The sequence below is a fragment of the Pseudomonas sp. C7.1 genome (assembly GCF_056312395.1).
In genome coordinates this window covers 446,559-465,672 of record NZ_JBWDTL010000003.1, presented here as the reverse complement: position 1 = coordinate 465,672, position 19,114 = coordinate 446,559, and the positions used below count along the sequence as shown (strand labels likewise).

15 protein-coding genes and 1 pseudogene are annotated in these 19,114 nt (G+C 57.2%); 7 read left to right on the top strand and 9 right to left on the bottom strand.

Features of this window, described 5'->3' with window-relative positions; all coding sequences use genetic code 11:
- Window positions 1-11: 11 nt before the first annotated feature.
- Both AC0T4W_RS05445 and AC0T4W_RS05440 read right to left on the bottom strand, forming a co-directional pair.
- Window positions 12-626, bottom strand: coding sequence for a hypothetical protein (locus AC0T4W_RS05445; protein WP_476317117.1), 615 nt, complete (start codon window positions 624-626; stop codon window positions 12-14).
- Window positions 626-1,924 carry a sialidase family protein gene (locus AC0T4W_RS05440; protein WP_476317114.1) on the bottom strand — a complete coding sequence of 433 codons (1,299 nt, stop codon included), beginning with the start codon at window positions 1,922-1,924 and terminating at the stop codon, window positions 626-628. The genes AC0T4W_RS05445 and AC0T4W_RS05440 overlap by 1 nt, the downstream gene beginning before the upstream one ends.
- A 575-nt stretch (window positions 1,925-2,499) precedes the next feature.
- On the opposite strand from AC0T4W_RS05440, the gene AC0T4W_RS05435 reads away from it, so the two are divergent.
- The 3 genes and pseudogenes from AC0T4W_RS05435 to cysD all read left to right on the top strand — a co-directional run.
- A complete protein-coding gene (locus AC0T4W_RS05435; RefSeq protein ID WP_476317111.1) occupies window positions 2,500-2,853 on the top strand; it encodes a TraR/DksA family transcriptional regulator in 354 nt (117 codons plus the stop codon).
- Between the two features lie 62 nt (window positions 2,854-2,915).
- Window positions 2,916-3,437, top strand: coding sequence for an NUDIX hydrolase (locus AC0T4W_RS05430; protein ID WP_476317108.1), 522 nt, complete (start codon window positions 2,916-2,918; stop codon window positions 3,435-3,437).
- A 130-nt stretch (window positions 3,438-3,567) separates the two neighbouring features.
- Window positions 3,568-4,254, top strand: a pseudogene (cysD, locus tag AC0T4W_RS05425) (sulfate adenylyltransferase subunit CysD); the annotation flags it as partial.
- A 35-nt stretch (window positions 4,255-4,289) separates the two neighbouring features.
- Here cysD and AC0T4W_RS05420 read toward each other — a convergent pair.
- Window positions 4,290-6,737, bottom strand: coding sequence for a YbcC family protein (locus tag AC0T4W_RS05420; protein ID WP_476317105.1), 2,448 nt, complete (start codon window positions 6,735-6,737; stop codon window positions 4,290-4,292).
- Entirely contained in the window at window positions 6,734-8,275 is a 1,542-nt protein-coding gene (locus AC0T4W_RS05415) for an NADH-quinone oxidoreductase subunit L (RefSeq protein WP_476317102.1), read from the bottom strand. Before AC0T4W_RS05415 ends, AC0T4W_RS05420 begins: the two co-directional genes overlap by 4 nt.
- 103 nt (window positions 8,276-8,378) lie before the next feature.
- Between AC0T4W_RS05415 and AC0T4W_RS05410 the strand changes: the two genes are divergently transcribed.
- Window positions 8,379-9,269, top strand: coding sequence for a LysR family transcriptional regulator (locus tag AC0T4W_RS05410; protein ID WP_476317099.1), 891 nt, complete (start codon window positions 8,379-8,381; stop codon window positions 9,267-9,269).
- A 180-nt stretch (window positions 9,270-9,449) separates the two neighbouring features.
- On the opposite strand, the gene AC0T4W_RS05405 is transcribed toward AC0T4W_RS05410, so the two are convergent.
- The 5 genes from AC0T4W_RS05405 to AC0T4W_RS05385 form a co-directional block, all read right to left on the bottom strand.
- On the bottom strand, window positions 9,450-10,145 hold the full coding sequence (locus AC0T4W_RS05405) for a tRNA (adenine(22)-N(1))-methyltransferase (protein ID WP_476317096.1): 696 nt from the start codon (window positions 10,143-10,145) through the stop codon (window positions 9,450-9,452).
- 204 nt (window positions 10,146-10,349) lie between these two features.
- Entirely contained in the window at window positions 10,350-10,673 is a 324-nt protein-coding gene (locus AC0T4W_RS05400) for a hypothetical protein (RefSeq protein ID WP_476317093.1), read from the bottom strand.
- Between the two features lie 129 nt (window positions 10,674-10,802).
- Window positions 10,803-12,311 (bottom strand): DUF1254 domain-containing protein, encoded by a 1,509-nt coding sequence (locus AC0T4W_RS05395; protein WP_476317090.1) that lies wholly within the window; start codon window positions 12,309-12,311, stop codon window positions 10,803-10,805.
- A gap of 99 nt (window positions 12,312-12,410) precedes the next feature.
- A complete protein-coding gene (locus AC0T4W_RS05390; protein ID WP_476317087.1) occupies window positions 12,411-13,832 on the bottom strand; it encodes a DUF1254 domain-containing protein in 1,422 nt (473 codons plus the stop codon).
- 103 nt (window positions 13,833-13,935) lie between these two features.
- Window positions 13,936-15,333 (bottom strand): DUF1254 domain-containing protein, encoded by a 1,398-nt coding sequence (locus tag AC0T4W_RS05385; protein WP_476317084.1) that lies wholly within the window; start codon window positions 15,331-15,333, stop codon window positions 13,936-13,938.
- Between the two features lie 420 nt (window positions 15,334-15,753).
- Here AC0T4W_RS05385 and AC0T4W_RS05380 point away from each other — a divergent pair, with 420 nt between their 5' ends.
- From AC0T4W_RS05380 to AC0T4W_RS05370, 3 genes are all read left to right on the top strand, one after another.
- The gene (locus AC0T4W_RS05380) at window positions 15,754-17,049 is read left to right on the top strand and encodes an OmpP1/FadL family transporter (protein ID WP_476317082.1); all 1,296 of its coding nucleotides are present in this window, start codon (window positions 15,754-15,756) and stop codon (window positions 17,047-17,049) included.
- Between the two features lie 66 nt (window positions 17,050-17,115).
- Window positions 17,116-17,922, top strand: a complete 807-nt coding sequence (locus AC0T4W_RS05375) for a transporter (RefSeq protein WP_476323479.1) — start codon at window positions 17,116-17,118, stop codon at window positions 17,920-17,922.
- A gap of 96 nt (window positions 17,923-18,018) precedes the next feature.
- Window positions 18,019-18,678, top strand: coding sequence for a DUF3313 domain-containing protein (locus AC0T4W_RS05370; protein WP_476317079.1), 660 nt, complete (start codon window positions 18,019-18,021; stop codon window positions 18,676-18,678).
- Window positions 18,679-19,114 lie beyond the last annotated feature (436 nt).

Below are 19,114 nucleotides of genomic sequence, written 5' to 3'. Positions count from 1 at the left end.
CTGTGTCGCCATCAGAGGCGGATCGGCAATTTCACCTCGCGCTGCGCGGACGGCCAGCGCACGATCTTCTTCGCGACATAACCGATCAGCGCGCCCCAGCAGTACAACGCGATAAAAGGATCGATCAGGTAGTCCCAGTAATTCGGCGAGGGCTTGAGGCCCAGGCTAAAGGCCAAGGTCGCCAGGCCGAGCATGCAGGCCCCCAGCCAATTGCGCAGCACCAGCAGCGCCAGGGTCACCACACCGATAGCGATGATCAACGGGCGCGGGTTGTAGCCCAGCCGGTAAGGGTCAACGTAGCTCAGGCCCATCGTCGCCGGGTACAGAACGAGTGCCAGCGCTGCCATCAGGATCAGCAGCTGTAAACGAGTCGTCTGCTCCAGCCGCGTCGCCAGCCCCATACGCACTGCAGCAGCAAATGCCAGCGCCACCAGCGTGGTGATCGCCACGTCATCGGTGAAGCTACGCATATAGGCCGCCAGCGGGAGACCGTCTACGGAAATAAAACTGATCCCCAGCAGCACCAGCAGGCGCAGAGCCTGCAGACCCGGACGGAGTCCAAACCCCGGAGTTAGAACAAACGCGAGTAGCGCAAAGGTCAGGTGCGCTTGCCAAAGTTCAAGCATTAGAGCTGCTCCTCTAGCCAGGCATCATTGAAGCTGACGTGTTTGATAAAGGTGTTATTCCACGAATAAACCAGATGGTAGAGACCATCGGCACCCTTAATGAAGTACGGGTATTCGTACTCAAAATCACAGCCGTGCTTCGAGCACACGCGGTAATCCAGTTTGGTCAGGAACTCGTCGACCAGGCCCAGTCGACCTGCCCCACTGGAGAGGCGAAACTTATCGCCGATGATTTCCCGATACGCCTCAGGGCTGAATGGGTTGCCTTGCAGATCAGGCGACTCATCAACATCAATGACCTGCTTCCATTCATCGAGACTGAAGTCAGTGCCCATCAGGCGCAGGCGAAAGCGTCCGTCCTCAAGATCGTTCAGCGCCACCAGCAAACCATGGTTGGGGGTGGCTACCGCCGCAAGCGAAGAGTTGGGGTTGGAGGGGTCAAGCGCATACGGCTCACTCCAGGTTTGCCCTGCATCGTCGGTGCGGCTGGCGAGTACCTTGTGATGGGCGTCACCGGCATAGCGCAACATCGCAATGGCATTGTGCTCGTCCATAGGCACGACGGTGGGTTGCAGGGAATGCTTGCCTTTGCTGATACGGCTTTTATCGAGCACAACACCCGACGGACTGATGTACAGGTACTCGGCAAACTTGCCCAGGAACTCATGGTAGACGGGCAGGCCAATCGTGCCGTCGCTATGGAACACCGGCGCATTACGCACCAGGGTGCTGATATTCAGAAAAGGCGTGGTGATCAGCTGCTTCGGCGTCGACCAGCTTGCGCCGAAATCATCCGAGTACATGGCATTGATCGCGCTACCGGCCCAGCCGCCAATCGACACCGAAACGTAGAACAGCCACAGGCGATTGTCCGGAGCTAGCGCAATGACGGGGTTGCCCAGTTTGCGTATGTGTTTCTGGAGCGCGTGCTGAGTCGACTCCCGTGTGGCGAGCACTAACTCAGCACCCCACTCCGCCGTTTTCGCGTCGTAACGCGCGCCGCGCACCTGAACATCCGCCGCCCCCTCTCGGGAGCCGGCAAACCAGACGGCTATCAGCCCGCCATCAGGCAAAGACGCCACCGATGACGCGTGAACAAACTCTTCAAGATCCGAAGACGCGAAGCGGCTGTTATAGAAGGGAGCCGCTGTACTGCCGATGATTTCACCGGGTATTGCCGCAACAGCAAAGCCAGAGATAGGGCGTTCAGGGTTCAGCCACCACGCGCAGGCGAACACAGCAACAAGGGAAACAGCAGCCAGGGCTGAAGGCAGAAAGCCAAACTTCTTAGAGTGCATTGAAAAAAACCATATTCACACAAACACGTACGAAGCCTGCATGTGCGCAGGCGTCGACTAGACACAGACCTCAGGGATGGAGGCATGGCGGAGGGGTGCTTGGCGGGTTCTTACAAGGGTCTAGCTCAACGCAGATTAAAAGAAAGTGGCCAAAGGACATACCCCGGCAGTCGGCGAATGATCGCCCAGTGAGCTCACCGATGCAATCGTGAATAACATCTTGACTATTATTTCGGTTGCTGGAGATGGCGCTGAACACCGCAGAAAATCTAGCGCACTTACCTGCCCAGATAAGACTGAATACGAACACCGCTGCAACATCTGGTCAATAAATCACCATAACGACGAGGTACAGCTGCTAATATTTCGGCCCACCCACCCACGAGCCGATGCCGGAAAGCCCCCCCGAAGCGATGATTGGTTGCTGTTCCACGCTGGCAGTTACCCCGCCATAGGACACTCATCCGCTTTCTAGCGCTGCTGCCTGTTGCTGCTCCGCCAGCGCCATTGCGCACAGCGCTGACCATCAACGACGGCTCCCCATTCTGCTGCTCCTGTATTGAAAGGCACAGACAATGAGCGATGAGATTGATCTGACGCATTTCCGAGGTCTGCTGCAGGCTCGCCTGACAGAGCTGGAGGGCCTTGAGATTGCTGCGCAATCGCGAGACTCCGTCGAGCTGGACCAGAGCAAAGTGGGTCGACTCTCGCGCATGGATGCCCTGCAACAGCAAGCCATGCTGGATGCCAACCGAGAACGAGGCAGACGTGAACGCTTGCGCATCGAAGCGGCGTTTCGCCGTATCGACGAAGGTCATTATGGTTACTGCGCGCAGTGCGACGAAGCCATAGCCATCGGCCGGTTGAACTTCGACCCGGCAACACCGCTGTGCATTGAGTGCGCCAGCAAAACCGACCAGAACGCTTAATCCACTTGAAATGCCGAGCTATTGAGGCTCGGCTTTTACCCATTGCTTGATTTGACGACGCTATGCAGCTGATTACCGAACTGATTCACCCCGAACTTAAATCCACCCAGGGCCGAGTATTCCGGCGTCATGCCGCGCGCGGCATCGTGCTGCGCAATGAGCAGATCCTGCTGTTGTTCACTGAGCGTTACAACGACTTCAGCTTCCCTGGCGGCGGGCTTGATGCCGGCGAGGACATCATTGCTGGGCTCACCCGTGAGCTGGAAGAAGAGACTGGCGCCCGTGACATTCGAATAGTGCAGAACTATGGCTATATCGAAGAGTACCGGCCCTATTGGAAGCCGCAATACGATCTGATGCACATGACCTCGCACTTTTACCACTGCGAAGTAGCACCGCAATTACAGCCCGTGCGGATGGAAAGCCACGAGATCGCCAACGGCATGCGCCCCGTCTGGATCGACCTTCACGAAGCCATCGCCCATAACCAGAGCGTCATGCAGCGTCAGGAGTCCTCCATGGGGCAATCTATTCAGCGCGAGACCTTTATGTTGAAAAAGGTCGCGGCAGAGCTGCTGGAATAAGCTGAAGCCGCAATACTCTTGTGCTGCGCGCTCGTGTGGATGAACGGATAGCCCCAACTACGAAAGCCCCGGATAGTCATCAGGGCGACGCCCCAAGGGCCAACGGAATTCCTGATTAGTAACGATCTTCCTGGCCAAGCGCTTGAACCTAAACATGCGCGTGCATATCAATCCGGACGGGGAACGCTTAGGTATCACGCCTTACTCGGTGGGCTCGGCTAAATACACAGACGTGATGAAAACCGAAGCGCTCAAACAGGCGCTGGATCAGTATGGTTTTGATGCCTGCTTCGGCGGAGCACGCCGCGACGAGGAGAAATCACGGGCAAAGGAGCGCGTATGTTCATTTCGCGATAGCAATCATCGCTGGGACCCCAAGCAGCAACGCCCCGAGCTTTGGCAGCTTTACAACACGAAAGTCGGATCTGGAGAGAGCCTGCGTGTATTCCCCTTGTCTAACTGGACCGAGCTGGATATTTGGCAGTACATCTACCTTGAGAACATCGAGATCGTCGACCTCTACCGAGCGGCACCAAGGCCGGTTGTGGAGCTGCATGGCACGCTGATCTGTATTGATGATGAACGCATCCTGCCGCACCTGACCGCCGAACAACGCGCCAGTATCGAGACCCGCTGGGTGCGTTTCCGCACCCTGGGTTGCTACCCATTAACCGGCGCAGTGGAGTCCACCGCGACTGATTTACCGCAGATTATTCAAGAAATGCTGATGACACGAACCTCTGAACGCCAAGGCCGGATCATTGATCACGACCAGGACGGCTCGATGGAAAAGAAGAAGATTGAAGGCTACTTCTAAATAAGGCCGCGCCATGCTGGCGCGGCCTTAAAACCTCAACCCGGTAGCGGTTGCCAACCCTCAGCCGTGCAACGCTCCAAGGTGTCGCTGTTATCGCTGTCAATGCGCAGTAGATAAAGCCAGCCGTGCATCACCAGATCGCGGACTGCAGCATGCTCGGCGATAACCTTATCAATCATGCTCTGCGGTGCTTCAATCACCACGGTCAGCCGCAGTGGCCGATGAACCCAGCGTTTACCGTCATGCAGCGACTGCTGCGCAAGACCGATGCGCAAATCGCCGCCATTGCCCTCGAACACACCAATGCGGCCGCCAACCACGTTATGCAGCACCTTGTTGCCGCTACCAAACCGCAGGTTGTCAGTGGTGGAGGTCAGGTACTGCAGGTTGATCCAGTTTGCCACCACCATGGGTGCCATCATGATCAGCTCCAGCACATTACCGCCGGTATCCTGCTGCCAATCGTAGTCATGCAAAAAGGCCCGCCCTTGCAAGCTCTGCCCATAGGTGCGAGCGCGCGGCGCAGCGATAAATGCGGCATTGCCAGCCAACCCCCACTCGGGCCGAGTCTGCGCCCAGTCAGCGCCACGCCGGCGCAAGCTGTTTAACAGTTTTGCCGGTTCTTCGGCCATGTGTGCCAGCCCTAGCAAGCTGGCACGTTCGCGCCGAGCACGTTCGCTGGCGTCATCAAGGGCTTTACGCAGTGTCCGCCAGGCCGAATGCAGATGCGGCGGTAACAACTCGCTGGCAAACACCTGAATTTCATCGGTAGTGGTGTTATGCAGCCCGGCCAGCACCCGGCACTCCTCCGGCAGGTCGATACCTTCCTGGAGCAGGGCTTTGCGCACCTCCGCATCATTGAGCAAATCGGCCAACAAACGGGCATTGATCTCGCCGCTCTGGCCGCAGCAGGCGCCACAGTCCAAGCCCGCCGCTTGCGGGTTATTGGCACTCTGGCTGCCATGCCCCAGCAATATGATCAGCGGAGGGAAGTCATGCGTGAGGCTCATGGCGCGCAAGATACGCGCCGCCACGCTCGTGCGCTGCTCAAGCGCGATCACGGGTAGCGCAGGCTGCAACTGTTGCCACTCGCTTGGCCGCAATGCGTTGCGGTCAGGTGCAGGTGGGCGGGCCAAAAGCCCGCCCACGCGCCCCAGCAGTGCACCGGCATAGCCCAGCCCAAGCGCTTCAACCAGGGTAAAAGTCGAGGCAGGCAGGCGCTCGAATAGCTGCCAGTGCCCCGCACGGGCCAAGCGCTTGTTGCGTAACGCGGCTAACGCTTTGTCACGGACAGCGTTGCCGCTGCTGTCGGTGACGGCCAACTGCGCAGCCAGCAATCCCGGAAGTTGTGGCCGAGCGGCTTGCGTGCCCAACGGGGTGTAGGCGATTGGCAGGCCAAAGAACCCGGCAAAACCACCGGTCTGGACCTGTGGGCAAACCTCTTCAAGGGCACGACGCAGCACCTCGGAGCGCACATCAATACAGAAGAACACCCGTGCAATCGGCGCAGCTCCTGCCGCTGGCTTAACGGGCTGCCGCAGCATGCCTTGCAGCTGCTCCTGCCAGACTATCTCTTCGGCCCGTTGCCACAGTTGCAGCGCTTGCCACTGCAACGAGGGGGCCTGGCCGCGCGCCGCTTGCCAGGCGGCGCGCCACGCATGCCAGCAACTGCCAGCATCTCGCTGGCGGTCGTCCACCAGCCACTCCCAGGCTGCTCGAATAGCCAGCAGTTCCAACATAACCGAATTGTCGCCGCCTTCTAGGCGTGCTTGCCAACGCTGATAAGCGCACCAGGACGCCCATCCAAGACTACGCAGCAGCAAACAATCAAACCACTCATGCAGCTCATCTTCGGCAAGGCCTAAATGCTCAACCGCCGCCGCTAGAGCATCCTGCGGCTGCAGCGGTAACTCCGCGATCCGTTCACCCAGCGCGCGGCAAGCACTGAGCACGCTCAAGCCACGGTCTTGCAACATTGACTCACGCCAGGCCTGGTAAAGGCTGAGCTGCTTCGCTGGGCGCCAGTCGGACTGCTGATCGTCAAACCAGGCGGCGCAGCTTTGGCCGATTTGCTGGGTGATCAACGCTGGCCAGCCGGGCACAGTCATCTCGGCCGCAGCCATATCTTCCAGCAGCGGCAGGCCTTGGGCGATCCCGGTTGGCTGCTCGATAAACTGCAGCAACTGCGCCGGGCTCCACTGCTGCGATGTTTCAGCCAGCGCCAGCTCCAGATGGCGCTCGCTGATTTGTCCGCTCTGCCACGCCAGGCGATAGTCTGCCGGCGTGAGGGTCAAACGGCTGCCCGCGCGCCGCCAGAGCTGTTCGGCAACGGCTGCCCATGGCTGATCACGCCGCTCCCAGAGTGGGTTAACGGCAATCATGCGGTCCAGCGGCCAGGTCGGCGCAATACGTTCGCAGGCCTGCCGAGCGAGTTCATGCAGAGCAGCCTCATCGATGCGGGTGATGTGTTCGAGCGCGGTCACAGGCTTTCTCCAGTTGCAGACGTATTGGGCTGCGACCGGATTAACGGCCACAGGCGGAAAGTCAGGCGGGTAAAGTGTTCATCCAGATAGAAACCGGCGAACGCCAGGGGGTACAGTCGCCGGGCGAGTGCGCCTGCCGGTTGCGCAATGACCAAGGTTTGCAGCGCGTAAAGGCTGACAAACAGCAGCAGTGCGAACACCCCCAGATACTGCTGCAACTCACTCGGCGCAGGGCTGGTGCCCAGCACCCGCGCGGCGGCCATATGCCAGAGCAAATATCCGCCCAGCAAAAGCGTGAGCATGCCCAGACTGTGCAACGCGCCACTCAGTCGCAAACACCAAGGCGCAAGACCGATTGCCAAAATAACCAGAGCCATCAGCGGCAGCGCATGCGATGGCAGCAGCAGGCTCCAGAGGCCATGCAGCAGCGCCAACCAAAGCGTAACTACAATCAGCGCCCACAAAGCGAGCTTCAGGCTGACGGGTTTACTGCGTTGATGGAGCATGTGCCGACGCACATGGGCAACCGTTTCACCAGCACTGAGGAAGGCATACGCCTTGTACAGCGAGTGAGCCAGCAGATGCACCAGGGCTAATTCATAGAGACCCAGACCGCACTCCAACAGCATCAAACCCATTTGCGCGCAGGTAGACCACGCCAGGCGCACCTTGATGCTGATGCGCGTCATCATCACGAGACCGGCCAGCACCGCCGTCACCCCACCGACTACGACCAGCAGGGTTTGCGCCGCAGGTGCAGCGGATAGCAGAGGGGCGAAACGCAGCAGGACAAAGCCGCCCAGGTTGACCAGGCCGGCATGCAGTAATGCCGAAACCGGAGTCGGCGCTTCCATCACCTGGATCAACCAGCCGTGAACCGGCAGCTGAGCGGACTTGAGAATCACCGCCAAGACCAGCAGCACAGTCGCCAGCTGCAGGTCCCAACCCAAGGCGTCGTTTGTCTGCAGACGCTGCGCCACCTCATCCAGTATCGCTGCAATCGCACTATCGCCGCCGGCATGCACCAACAGCGCAGCCGCAATGATCAGGCACAGATCAGCCAAGCGGCTGGCAAGAAATTTCTTGTGGGCCACGACCTGGGCCATGGGGCGGTCGCGGTAAAAGGTCAGCAGTTGATGTAAACACAGGCTGGAAATGATCCAGGCAGCAACTAACAGGTACAAGTCGTTGCTGGTGACGACCACTGCAACTGCCGCCAACGTGCCGAGGAGCGCCAAAATATAGCGTCGCTGCCCCGGCTCACCCTCAAGGTAGCGCTGCGAGAAGTCGATGATGACCAATGCCAGCAGGCTTACCAGGGTGGCCATGGCTAACCCCAAGCGGTCGCTGTCACGCTCGTCCAACAAGGCTTGCAACAGAGCAGCTGCCAACACGACAAAGCCCGCATAACCGGCCAATCGAGCTGGCCACCAGAGGCGTTCAGTTGACGATGTAGATGGGCTTAATGCCACAAGCAGTATTGCCAGCAGGTAAACCCAGGGCAGCAAGGTGCTCAATTCAAGGAGCCAGAAAGACATTAGAGAACCTCCGCAGGTGATTGGCAGGTTCAGTTTCTAGCAGTTGCTTTTTTAATAAAAATAGATTGAATAGAACTTAACGATCCTTAAAAAAGAACGAACCATGCGCCGCCTGAATTTCCATCACCTGCATTACTTTTGGGCCGTAGCCAAGGAAGGCAACCTGACCCGCGCCGCCCAATCGCTGCATGTCGCTCAATCTGCACTCTCGACGCAGATTCGTGCCTTGGAGGAGCAGCTCGGCTACGCCCTATTCATTCGCTCAGGCCGAAACCTGCTGCTGACCGAGGCGGGCCGTCTGGCTCTGGATTACGCAGAAAGTATTTTCGCCCTGGGCAACGAACTGCAAATGACCCTGCAGGGCGCTCAGCAGACTAACCAAAAGCTGCGTATCGGCGCGGTTGCAACCCTCTCGCGTAATTTCCAAGAGAACTTACTGCGACCGTTTCTAGGCCGCCGCGATGTGCATATAACCTTGGAATCAGGCAGCCTGGCGGAGCTATTGGAGCGCCTCGCCCTGCACAAGCTGGACATTGTGCTGAGTAACACGCCGGTTAGCTCCGACGCACAGCGCTCCTGGCGTTGTCAGCTATTGGATCGCCAATCGGTGTGTCTGGTAGGACCTCCACGTATCGATCAGCCACCTTTCGACCTGCAACGCGACCTGCAGCACGTGCGCCTCATCGTGCCAGGCCGCAGCAGCGATATACGCAGCCAGTTCGAGTTGTTTTGCGACAGTCATGGTTTAAGCCCAACCATCTGCGCCGAGGTCGACGATATGGCCATGCTTCGACTGCTGGCGCGTGACTCTGGTGACGTGGCGCTGCTACCGGCCGTGGTGGTGCAGGATGAATTGCAGGCTGGTGTGCTGGAGCTTTATGCACAAATCCCGGAAATTGCAGAGCAATTCTTCGCAGTAACCCAGCAACGGCACTTCAACTTAGGGGTTCTCGATGAGCTGTTATCCACACATCAACTCCCGGCCAAAAGTTGATCAACACAATCTCAAGGTAAATCGAAAAAATGGCGCCGCGCTGATCGGCAGTAGCCCTGGACGACACACTGCAACCGACCAGAAAAATCACCTATAGCCCGAGGGAATAGCGCCCTGCCAAGCAGTGGGTCTCGATATCGAGTATTGATCCGTTAGCACCACTCGCCGCCTGAATCAGGCTCACGCCAGCAGTTGAATAATCCACTGCGTCTGCCTGGCAACCTGCTGCACTTTCTCCTCCGGCACCACCTGCTTGGCTTGAGCGAAGTCGGCCAGGGTCTGCTGCTTCAGTCGCAGCATACGTTGCCACTTGGCCAGGAACGCCGGGCTGCGCGCCTGCATCTGCAGCGGGCCAAAGTACAGCTGCTCGGCGCTGTAGGTCACCGGGCCGGAGCATTCGGCCACGATGATTTCGTAGGCAAAGCGGTTTTCCCGCAGCACCTCCTCGCAGAGGATGCGGTAGCCATTTTCCATCAACCATTGGCGCAGTGGCTGCTCGCCGCCATTGGGCTGCAGGATCAAACGCTCCTGGCCACTTAGACGCGCCTTGCCCCTGTCGAGGATGTCGCGAATCCGCTCACCGCCCATCCCACAGATGCTGATTGCCGTGATTGCATCGACCGCCTCAATCGCCGCCAAACCATCAGCCAGGCGCACACTGATGCGCTGGCTCAGGTCACTCTCATGCACGCTACGTTCAGCCGCGTGAAACGGCGTCAAAGCCACCTCCCCCGCCACTGCAGCCTCGATGGCACCACGGCGCAGCAATGCCACCGGCAGATAGGCGTGATCCGAGCCAATATCGGCCAACCGCGCCCCTGCCGGCACATGCGCTGCCACACGCTCCAGGCGCATGGACAATGTCTGTTCGTTCAACTGCAGTCCCTTTTCAGCATCTACGTCCGGCTCTTTAGCCGAATCGGGGCGCGATTCTGTCGGGCAACGCCGCGCATGGCAAATCGCGGCGACCAGCGCTATGGGCACGACCCGAGCCTGGGATTGAGAGGAGCATTAATAGCGGCACTGGGATGGGCTGTTAACGGCCAGAAGCGGTCATTTGATCATCTACAAAATCAGAGTCTATTCAGATGCCGGCTTTAACAGTTGCTCGATGATGGTGACCTTGTTCGAGGTCGCGCCGATTTCGGCATTGCCCTTGCGCATGGCAAACAGCGATGCGGCACCCTGGTGGTTGAGATACACCTCGACTGCGCGCATGCGATCAAGGTTGTCATAAATCTTGTCGATGGTAGCGTCGGTTGAGACGTCGTCGAAGAAGTTCAACTCACCAATCGATGTGTCGACCCGATCCGGAATCGAGATCGACTCCAGTTCGGCTTGGCTGACTGCGGCTGAGGCCCAGTTGTGCCAGTGGCGAGAGAGCGAGCGCGGTAACGGTGGCAAAACACAGCGGGCGTATATTCATGGCTGCAGGTTCCTGTTTGCTGAGCGATGAAGGGGTAGTGTCCTGCTACCCCTTGTGTACTTCACGGTCGCTGCTTGGTTCTCCGTCCTTTAGAGGCCATGGCCGGATCAGTCGGCAATGACAATACCTGGCGGCGACCAGGTGCCTTTGCCAACAGGCAGGACCGACAGGGCCTCAGTAGCCGGCTTGGGCCAGTACAAGCGCATAACCGGATAGGCCGTGCCATCCGGTGCCGGCAGCCAGTTAGCTTGCTTATCCGCGCCCGGCGAATCCTTCTGGATGAAGATGGTCACGGATCCGTCTGCGTTCTTGGTCATTTCTGACGCCATCGCGGAGTTGACCAGGTAGCGATTGATCGGGTTCTTGATCATCAACTGTGTGTTGCCGTCGTACATGGTCACCGACCAAAACGCATTCACCGGGGGCATCTGCTCAGCGGCGAAGGTGAGTGTGTAGTTGTGCTTGCTGGTGTCGAGGGTATTGCCGTTGACATCGACACGGGTTAATGGATAAACGGCCTCGGCGGCATCGTTGCCATAGATACCCGCTTTGGCAGCTGCAGCACGCATCAGCCAGTCGCCGTTGTAATGCGCCTGGTCACCCGGCAACGAGCCGAGCTGCCAGCCATTGATGTCGTTCATGCCGGAGGCCAGATAGGTGTCGATCTTAGCGTCACCGGCTTTCATTGCCTCGACCATAGCCTGCTGACGCTCGGGCGACAGGGCGCTGATGGCGAAAGTCTGGCCTGGGCCGACACCGATTGCGGCCAGTTTGGCCCGGATGGCCTTGTCTTCCTCGGCTTCAGGAATGTATTGGAGCGCAGCGCCGAGGTAACTCCAGAAGTTTTCCTTGATGCCGGCAGTAGTGGCGGGCAGGAAGTCGATCTTCGTTGCGGCCTCAGGAGCTGGCTGGCCAAGGAATACCGAGAGCGGCTCAGTTTTGTACTGGGCCTGGATAGCCTCCACGTTGGGCAGATCTGCGGCATTGAGAAGCTGGGTGCGGAAGCCTGCGAGAGTGAACGGTGTAAGCGAGTGGAACACCTTGTCTATCCCCGCTGGTTGTTCACCTTTCCAGTCGGGGCCGACGACCATGTAATTGCCGGCCTTATTACCAGTGGCACGGCTGCCAATGTAGCCGTAGTTGTATGTATTGCTATCGTTGAGCATCACCGAGTAGTAACGGTCCTCTACGGCCGGAACCGAGATCACCATGGGTTCTGCACGCAGATCCATCCACACGAAGGAATAGGGCGTGTCGCTGTTGGCGGTGACGACCGCCGTGTCCTCGTAGGTGTACACGCGAGGGATATTCTTGATCTGGTTGAACGGCGCCTTGAACTGACTGCCGTCCTTGTCGATGGCATATTCGTGCATCACCGCGTAGTTCATCACCAGCGGCAGGGCATAGATAAAGCCTTCCTCGGCGATGGCTTTGAATTGCTCGGTGGTCAGGCCATCCGCCTCTGCGGCGGTCGCCACCGTGCCAGGGGCTGCTGTGGTGTCGGCTGGAGCCTGGGCGGTTGCCGTGTCTTCGGCCTGGTTGCAGGCTGATAGCATGGCAAGCGAAAGCACGCTTACCAGTGCCACACTGAGGGTATTGCGAGGAAACGCAGTCATTGGGAGTAATCCTGTTGTGTGCTTGATTTCGAGTGCAGCCCCGGACGGCTCTGCATCCAGGGGCAGTATCAATGTACGAGGTTACTTAGCCGCTCTGTTTCACTGTGCCTTGACCAGCTTTGGCCGGGTCCATGAACCATTCACTGCGGCTTCTTTGGGCCAGTAGAGGCGCATGGAACTCCAGAACGGGCCATCGGGCGCCGGGAGCCAGTTGGACTCTTTGTCTGGGCCGGGCGAGTCCTTCTGGATGTAAATCGTCAAGCCACCGTCAGCGTCCTTTTTGAGATCAGGGAGCATCGGTGAGTTGATCAGATAGCGGTTGATAGGGTTCGCCACCATCACGCTCTCGGGCAGGTTGTACATCGTCAGCGACCAGAACGCATTGACCGGGGGATATTCACCCGGCTCAAGGCGCAAGGTGTAATCGTGCTTCGACGCGTCCATAGGGTCACCGTCGGCATCCACTCGATACATCGGATAGATTGCTTCTTCCTTTGAGTTGGCATAGATGCCCAACACCGCGCCGGCAAAGCGGAAGAGATAATTGTTTTTGAGTACCTCCCGGGTTCCGAACATATCGCCGCTGGTCACTTTGCCCGAGGCGACGTCCGTATTCAGCAGGTGATCCAACTCTTTCCAGGCGTCGGCGATGCCGCCAGCAAAGGCCTGCTGCATTTCAGGCGACAGGGCCTGGAAATCGATCTGCTTTCCAGCTTCGATGCCGATCTTGGCGAAGCGAGCCTTGAGCTGTTGCTCCGAGGGCACGGTAGGGGTGAATTCAAGGACAAAGTTGAGAAGGTTGAAAAATTCCAGTGAGGTCTTCTGCTCGGCTGCCGAGAGGGGAGTCATCCAGGAAATCTCGGGGGCGGCCTCGGGCGCGGGCTTAGCAAGATACGCTGAGAGTGTCTGCACCTTGTAGCCGGCCTGGACCTTCTTCACGTTGTCGAGGTCAGCGGGGTTGAACAGCTGAGTCCGGTACCCCAGAAAGACAAACTGCGTTTCCGCTTGCATCGTCTTGGTGATTCCTGCGGGAGTCTCGCCCTGCCAGTCCGGCCCTGCGACCATAAGCACGGCCCCGTCGTTGCCGGTTGTGCGGGTCCCTGCGTAGGCAAAGTTGTGGGTGTACCCGTCGATGAACTGCAGCGAGAAATAGCGCTCTTTCTCAATCACTGGCAAGGTGAGAATCAGCGGCTCGGTGCGCAGATCCATACCGATAAAGGAATAGGGCGTGTCCGAATTAGCGGTCTGAACGGCTACGTCGTCGGAGGTAAATACCCGCGCCATGTTGAAGATCTGGTTCCACGACGTCTTGTATTCGGGATTCTGCTTATCGACGAAATACGCATACTGGACCCGATAGTTGTCCACCATCGGATTGCCGTAGATGTAGGCTTCCTTGGCGATGGCGCGTGCCTCGGTGGGGGTGACAGTGGGAGCAACCTGCGCCCATGCACTGCTAGCGAGTAGCAGGCCGGCTATGGCAGCGCTGCCCAAGCGGGTGGTGCGTGTGAACATTCTCATGGGGACCTTTCCTTGTTGGTGCTTTTTTAGCGTTTGCTGCAGTCCCGGATAACTCTGCATCCAGGGGCAGCATCAATGTACGAGGTTACTTAGCCGCTAAGTTTCACTGTGCTCTGACCAGCTTTGGCTGGGTCCAGGCGCCATTCAGCGCGTCTTCTTTGGGCCAATAGAGGCGCATATAAGTGGCAAAAGGCCCCTTGGGTGTGGGCAACCAGTTGGATTCCTTGTCCTTGCCCGGCGATTCGCTCTGGATGTAGATCGTCAATCCGCCATCGGCATCCTTGGTCATGTTCGCCAGCATTGGTGAGTTGATCAGGTAGCGATTGATCGGGTTATCCACCAGCAGGCTGGCCGGCAGCTCATACATGGTCAGTGACCAGAAGGCGTTGACCGGCGGGTACTTGCCCGGAGCAAAGCGCAGCGTGTAGCGATGAGCGCCGCTAAGGGCCTGGCCTTCGCTGTCTGCGCGATAGATCGGATACATCGCCTCTTCTTGGGCGTTGCCGTAGATGCCGATGGTGCCAAGCCAGCGGTTTAAGTAATTGTCCTTCAAGGTTTCGCGGGAGCCGAAGACATCTCCGGAGGTCAGCTTTCCTTCGGTCAATTCTTTTACGCCAACGGCAAAAATTTCCCAGGCGTCGGTGCGGCCCTGTTCAAAGGCCGCCCTTATTTCGGGCGAGAGTGTGGTGGGGTCGAAGGTTTTTCCTGCCTCGATGCCGATTTTGGCAAAGCGCTCCCGCAGCGCCGCCTCGCTGGGCAGTGTCGGGCTGTAGCCCAGCACGAAGTTCATGATGTTGAAGAACTCCAGGGACGTTTTCTGTTCAGCCTGGGTGATGGGCTTGATGAAATCCACGGCGGGAACGGCTGCAGGTGGTGTGCTTCCCAGGAACCCAGACAACGGCTGCATAGTGTATTGCGCCTGGATTTTCTTGACGTTGTCGATGTCAGCCGGATCGAACAGCTGGGTACGGAACACGACGACTCCGAAGTGCGTATCAAGCCTGTAAACCTTGTTGATGCCTTCAGGTGTTTCGCCATTCCAGTCTGGCCCGGCCAGCATAAAATTGCCGGCTTCATTGCCGGTTGTTCTCGATCCGGCATAGCCGGCAATATATGTATAAGCATCCCACAGCTGAATACTGTAATAGCGCGCCTTCTCGATCGCTGGCACGGACATCACAATCGGCTCAGCACGAAGATCCAGGCCCGCCCAGGAATACGGCGTGTCGGAATTTGGGGTTTGTACTGCAGTATCGGCCGGGGTAAAGACGCGGTTAATGTTCTTGATCTGGTTCCAGGGCGCCTTGAAGTTTGGGTCGTTCTTGTCCACGTAGTAGGCGTAGGAAATGCGGTAGTTGTCTACCATCGGGTAGCCAAAGATATAGGCCTCCTTAGCGATAGCACGGGCTTCGGTTGATGTTACTTCGCTCGCATGTACCAGTGGAGCCAGGACGAGCGCAGCTAAGAGCGCGATGCCCGCAGAGGTATGTCGAATGGTCATCCGTTTGGCTGCCTCAAGTATGGCTGGTGAGTATGGTTCTCATGAAAAACATACCATAGTCCCCCGGCAATCAAGTACACCGAATGATGTCGCGTAGGCGATATGTGGATACTGAAAATAATAAGCATTATGGTCGACCGCAATTGAAGTTCAGAAAGGCGGGGCGCAAATCTAATGGATTTACGCCGTTAAGCTGGCGCCTTTTTCTTGACACTTGTATGGCAACTCAAATGGCTATACAAAACATAGCCTCACCTACCCTCGCGTCGAATAAAGCCACATGGCGCAAATAGTCAATTGGTTCGTATTATTAGCGTCATTTAATTAGGTAATCCTCCTATATACCTCGGACATGGATCGCCACCTGAATGCATAGACATAAAATAACCACACCCAACAGCGGTGCTAAGGAGCTTTGACATGTACAAGATAATTGTCCGGGGTGGACAGCTCGGCATTCTCGCTGGGGTGCTGACGACCACGCAGGTTATGGCTAGCGGCCTATTTCTGTACGAATTAGCTAATGACAACGCAGGGTTAGCGAATGCTGGTGCGGCGGCACGTGCGCAGAACCCCGGCACCCTGGCCAGCAACGTCGCTGGCATGAGCTACTTGCCGGGCACTCAAATCAGTGGCGGCCTGCAACTGCTCCATAGCAACTTAGAATTTAGTCAGGATGCCAACAGCAATATCGCTGGGCGCGATAGCGGAACGCTCATGGAATGGGTGCCCGGCGGTAGCCTGTTCGTTACCCAGCAACTCGACGAACACTGGCATGTGGGCTTTGCCAGCTATGGCGACTTTGGCTTAGGTCTCGATTATGAGAATGACTGGTCAGGGCGCTACTTCATCCAGAACGACGAGCTGTTGGGTCTGACCCTACAGCCCAGCGTGGCCTATCGCTTTAACGATCAATGGTCGCTGGGTTTAGGGCTGCGCGCGATGTACGCAATGCTCGATGCGCAACTCGCCGTCGACAACACACCTCTCGACATTCGCAGTGGCGATGACGGTTCGATGACATACAAAAGCCACGACTGGGGCTTTGGTGCCAACCTCGGCGTCATCTATCAGCCCTGGCAAGGCACCCGCATCGGCCTGAACTATGCCAGTGAAATTGAGCTGGAGTTTGAGGACGCTTTTTCACCAGAAGGCTTGGGTCCGCTGGTGACTAACAGGCTGCAAGCGGCCGGTATTCTGGGCGCAGAAACCAAGCTGACCATGAATGTGCCGCAGACCCTGACCCTAAGCCTCTATCACGCCCTCGATGAACGCTGGGCCGTGCTGGTGAGCGCTAACTGGCAAGACTGGTCGAGTTTTGGCCAAGTGGGCGTGCAGATAGACAGCGGCAAGCCTATGTCGGGCACCGCCGATGCAAATTTCAAGGACACTTGGCACGTCTCTCTCGGTACCCAGTATCAGGCTAACCGACAATTACTGTGGAGCCTGGGCATAGCTTATGACAGCTCCCCGGTCAGTGATTCAGACCGCACCTTTACTATGCCGCTAGGCTCAACGTGGCGCTTTGGCACAGGCCTGACCTATGCTTTGGATCAGCAAACAGACCTGAACCTGAGCTATGCCTTGGTCTGGATGGGCGATATGAAAATCGACCAGCAGAAGCAATTGCCGCTTAACGACCCTAAACGCGTCTCTGGCGAGATTGAAGATGCGTGGATCCAGGCTGTGAGCGCCAGTGCGACGTGGCGTTTCTGATTTTCTTAAGCTGAACAATACCTGCGCTGCCAAGAGCCAGCAGGCCAACTATAAAAAGGAGCAGTAATAGTGAAGTCAAAGCAACTTGCAGGGATATGCCTCTGCCTATGGGCCAGCGTCGGGCTGGCTGACGACACGGCAGAGCTTGCGAAGAAAACTCAGAACCCAATTGCCGCGCTCTACAGCCTGCCCATCCAGTTCAACTGGAACCAGAGTCTAGGGCCAACCAACGACGGTATTCAGACGGTAACGAATATCCAACCGGTATTGCCGTTTTCCATCAATGAAGAATGGAATCTGATTTCACGCACCATCCTGCCAGTGATTGACCAGCGCAGCCTTGCACCCAATGGCCTGGCGGATAAGTCAGGCGTGGGTGACGTCACGCAGAGCCTGTTTTTCTCCCCCAAAGCGAAAACCGAAAACGGTTGGATTTGGGGTGCCGGCCCGGTTTTTCTGATGCCTACAGGCAGCGATGATCTATTGACCAACGATCAGTGGGCGGCTGGCCCTACGGCTGTGACGTTAAAACAATCTAACGGCTGGACCTACGGCGCGCTGGCTAACCATTTATGGTCTTTAGAAGGCAGCCCGGCCGATGGCCGAGAAAAGATCAATGCAAGTTTTCTTCAGCCGTTCTTGTCTTACACAACATCCACCTACACCACGTTTGGTATTAACACCGAGTCCTCCTATGACTGGCAGGCTAAAGAGTGGTCGGTGCCAGTTAACCTGAGCGTTACTCAGCTACTCAAATTAGGTGGCCAGCCTTTGAGTATCCAGGTGGGGCCGCGTTACTGGGTCGACAGTACGGAAAACGGTGCGGATGGATGGGGCTTCCGCGCGGCTGTCACCTTATTGTTTCCCCGTTAATGCATCACCGGTATGACGGCCGTCAGCACCCAAGGCGGCCAGTTATTGATTTATCTTTCTCACACGAAGTCTGTCCACACACATGGAGCGGTATCGATGAAAACAACAAAGTTGATGGTGGGTGGCCTGCTGGCTGCAGCTGTAGCTCTTAGCGGTTGTACGACTAAAACGGCTAATCAATCACAATACTCGGGCTTTTTGTCCAGCTATGAGGGCTTGAGTTCTACCAAGACCAGCGGTGGCAGCACTGTTTTGCGTTGGGTCGATCCGGGCTTCGATCTGGCCAACTATCAAAACATTATCTACCAGCCGGTGCGCTTCCATCCTGAGCCGCTGCCTACTGAACGCCTCAGTCGAAAAACGTTACAGGACGTGTTGGACTACACAAATAGCCACTTGTCTAAGGCCATGTTCAGCCGCTTAAAGCCAGTAGGCTTCAGTGCTGGCCCAGGCACTCTGGCTTTCCGTGGTGCCATTACCGGCGTCACGGCCAGCACCGAGGGCCTCAAGCCGTATGAAATCATTCCGGTCGCTTTGGTGCTCGCAGGTGCAATGACCGCCAGCGGCGCGCGTGACCAGAACACCGAGCTGTATCTGGAAGCAGAGTTGGTCGACACCACCACCGGTAAAACCATGTTGCGCGTCGTTCGCAAGGGCTTTGGTAAAACCCTGAGTAATAATAGCCAGGCGATAACCGCAGACGATCTGAAATCGGTAGTCGACGATCTGACCCGCGACGTGTTGACCTTCAAATAAAGTGATATACCGCCTGCTTAACGACTCATCCTTGGTGACGAAGACACCCCGGAAAGTGTTAACACCAGGTAACGCAATTAGTTGAACAAGCCCCGGTGCTTAAACACCGAGGGCTTTTTTTTAAGACGCTGCAGGTAACAACCGCCCGAGACGACACAAGCCCAGTGAGTGCCCGTATTGGCTCGAAATTAACTGTTGTGAAGGGCTGTTATTGGCCGATTGCAACCCTATCAATAGGAAGCAATCGGCCCAAGACGAACACTTTTATAGGAAAAGTCGGTCATCGATTGCTCATCGAGCTTCATGTATCGCTGCGCGTATGAGTGCTTTTGTTTTTGCTACCAAGACCCACGTCTGCTCACTCGGTTTCAGTTCTGGAAACGTGGCAATAGCTCGTGCGCACAGTGAAGCAACGTGGTCAGGCGCAGTGCCTAAC

What these genes read in the sequence shown, in the direction of transcription:
- AC0T4W_RS05395 (WP_476317090.1), bottom strand. Translation starts at nt 12,311, where the DNA reads ATGACTGCGTTTCCTCGCAATACCCTCAGTGTGGCACTGGTAAGCGTG.
- AC0T4W_RS05370 (WP_476317079.1), top strand. Translation starts at nt 18,019, where the DNA reads ATGAAAACAACAAAGTTGATGGTGGGTGGCCTGCTGGCTGCAGCTGTA.
- AC0T4W_RS05430 (WP_476317108.1), top strand. Translation starts at nt 2,916, where the DNA reads ATGCAGCTGATTACCGAACTGATTCACCCCGAACTTAAATCCACCCAG.
- AC0T4W_RS05435 (WP_476317111.1), top strand. Translation starts at nt 2,500, where the DNA reads ATGAGCGATGAGATTGATCTGACGCATTTCCGAGGTCTGCTGCAGGCT.
- AC0T4W_RS05385 (WP_476317084.1), bottom strand. Translation starts at nt 15,333, where the DNA reads ATGACCATTCGACATACCTCTGCGGGCATCGCGCTCTTAGCTGCGCTC.
- AC0T4W_RS05410 (WP_476317099.1), top strand. Translation starts at nt 8,379, where the DNA reads ATGCGCCGCCTGAATTTCCATCACCTGCATTACTTTTGGGCCGTAGCC.
- AC0T4W_RS05415 (WP_476317102.1), bottom strand. Translation starts at nt 8,275, where the DNA reads ATGTCTTTCTGGCTCCTTGAATTGAGCACCTTGCTGCCCTGGGTTTAC.
- AC0T4W_RS05390 (WP_476317087.1), bottom strand. Translation starts at nt 13,832, where the DNA reads ATGAGAATGTTCACACGCACCACCCGCTTGGGCAGCGCTGCCATAGCC.
- AC0T4W_RS05440 (WP_476317114.1), bottom strand. Translation starts at nt 1,924, where the DNA reads ATGCACTCTAAGAAGTTTGGCTTTCTGCCTTCAGCCCTGGCTGCTGTT.
- AC0T4W_RS05380 (WP_476317082.1), top strand. Translation starts at nt 15,754, where the DNA reads ATGTACAAGATAATTGTCCGGGGTGGACAGCTCGGCATTCTCGCTGGG.
- AC0T4W_RS05445 (WP_476317117.1), bottom strand. Translation starts at nt 626, where the DNA reads ATGCTTGAACTTTGGCAAGCGCACCTGACCTTTGCGCTACTCGCGTTT.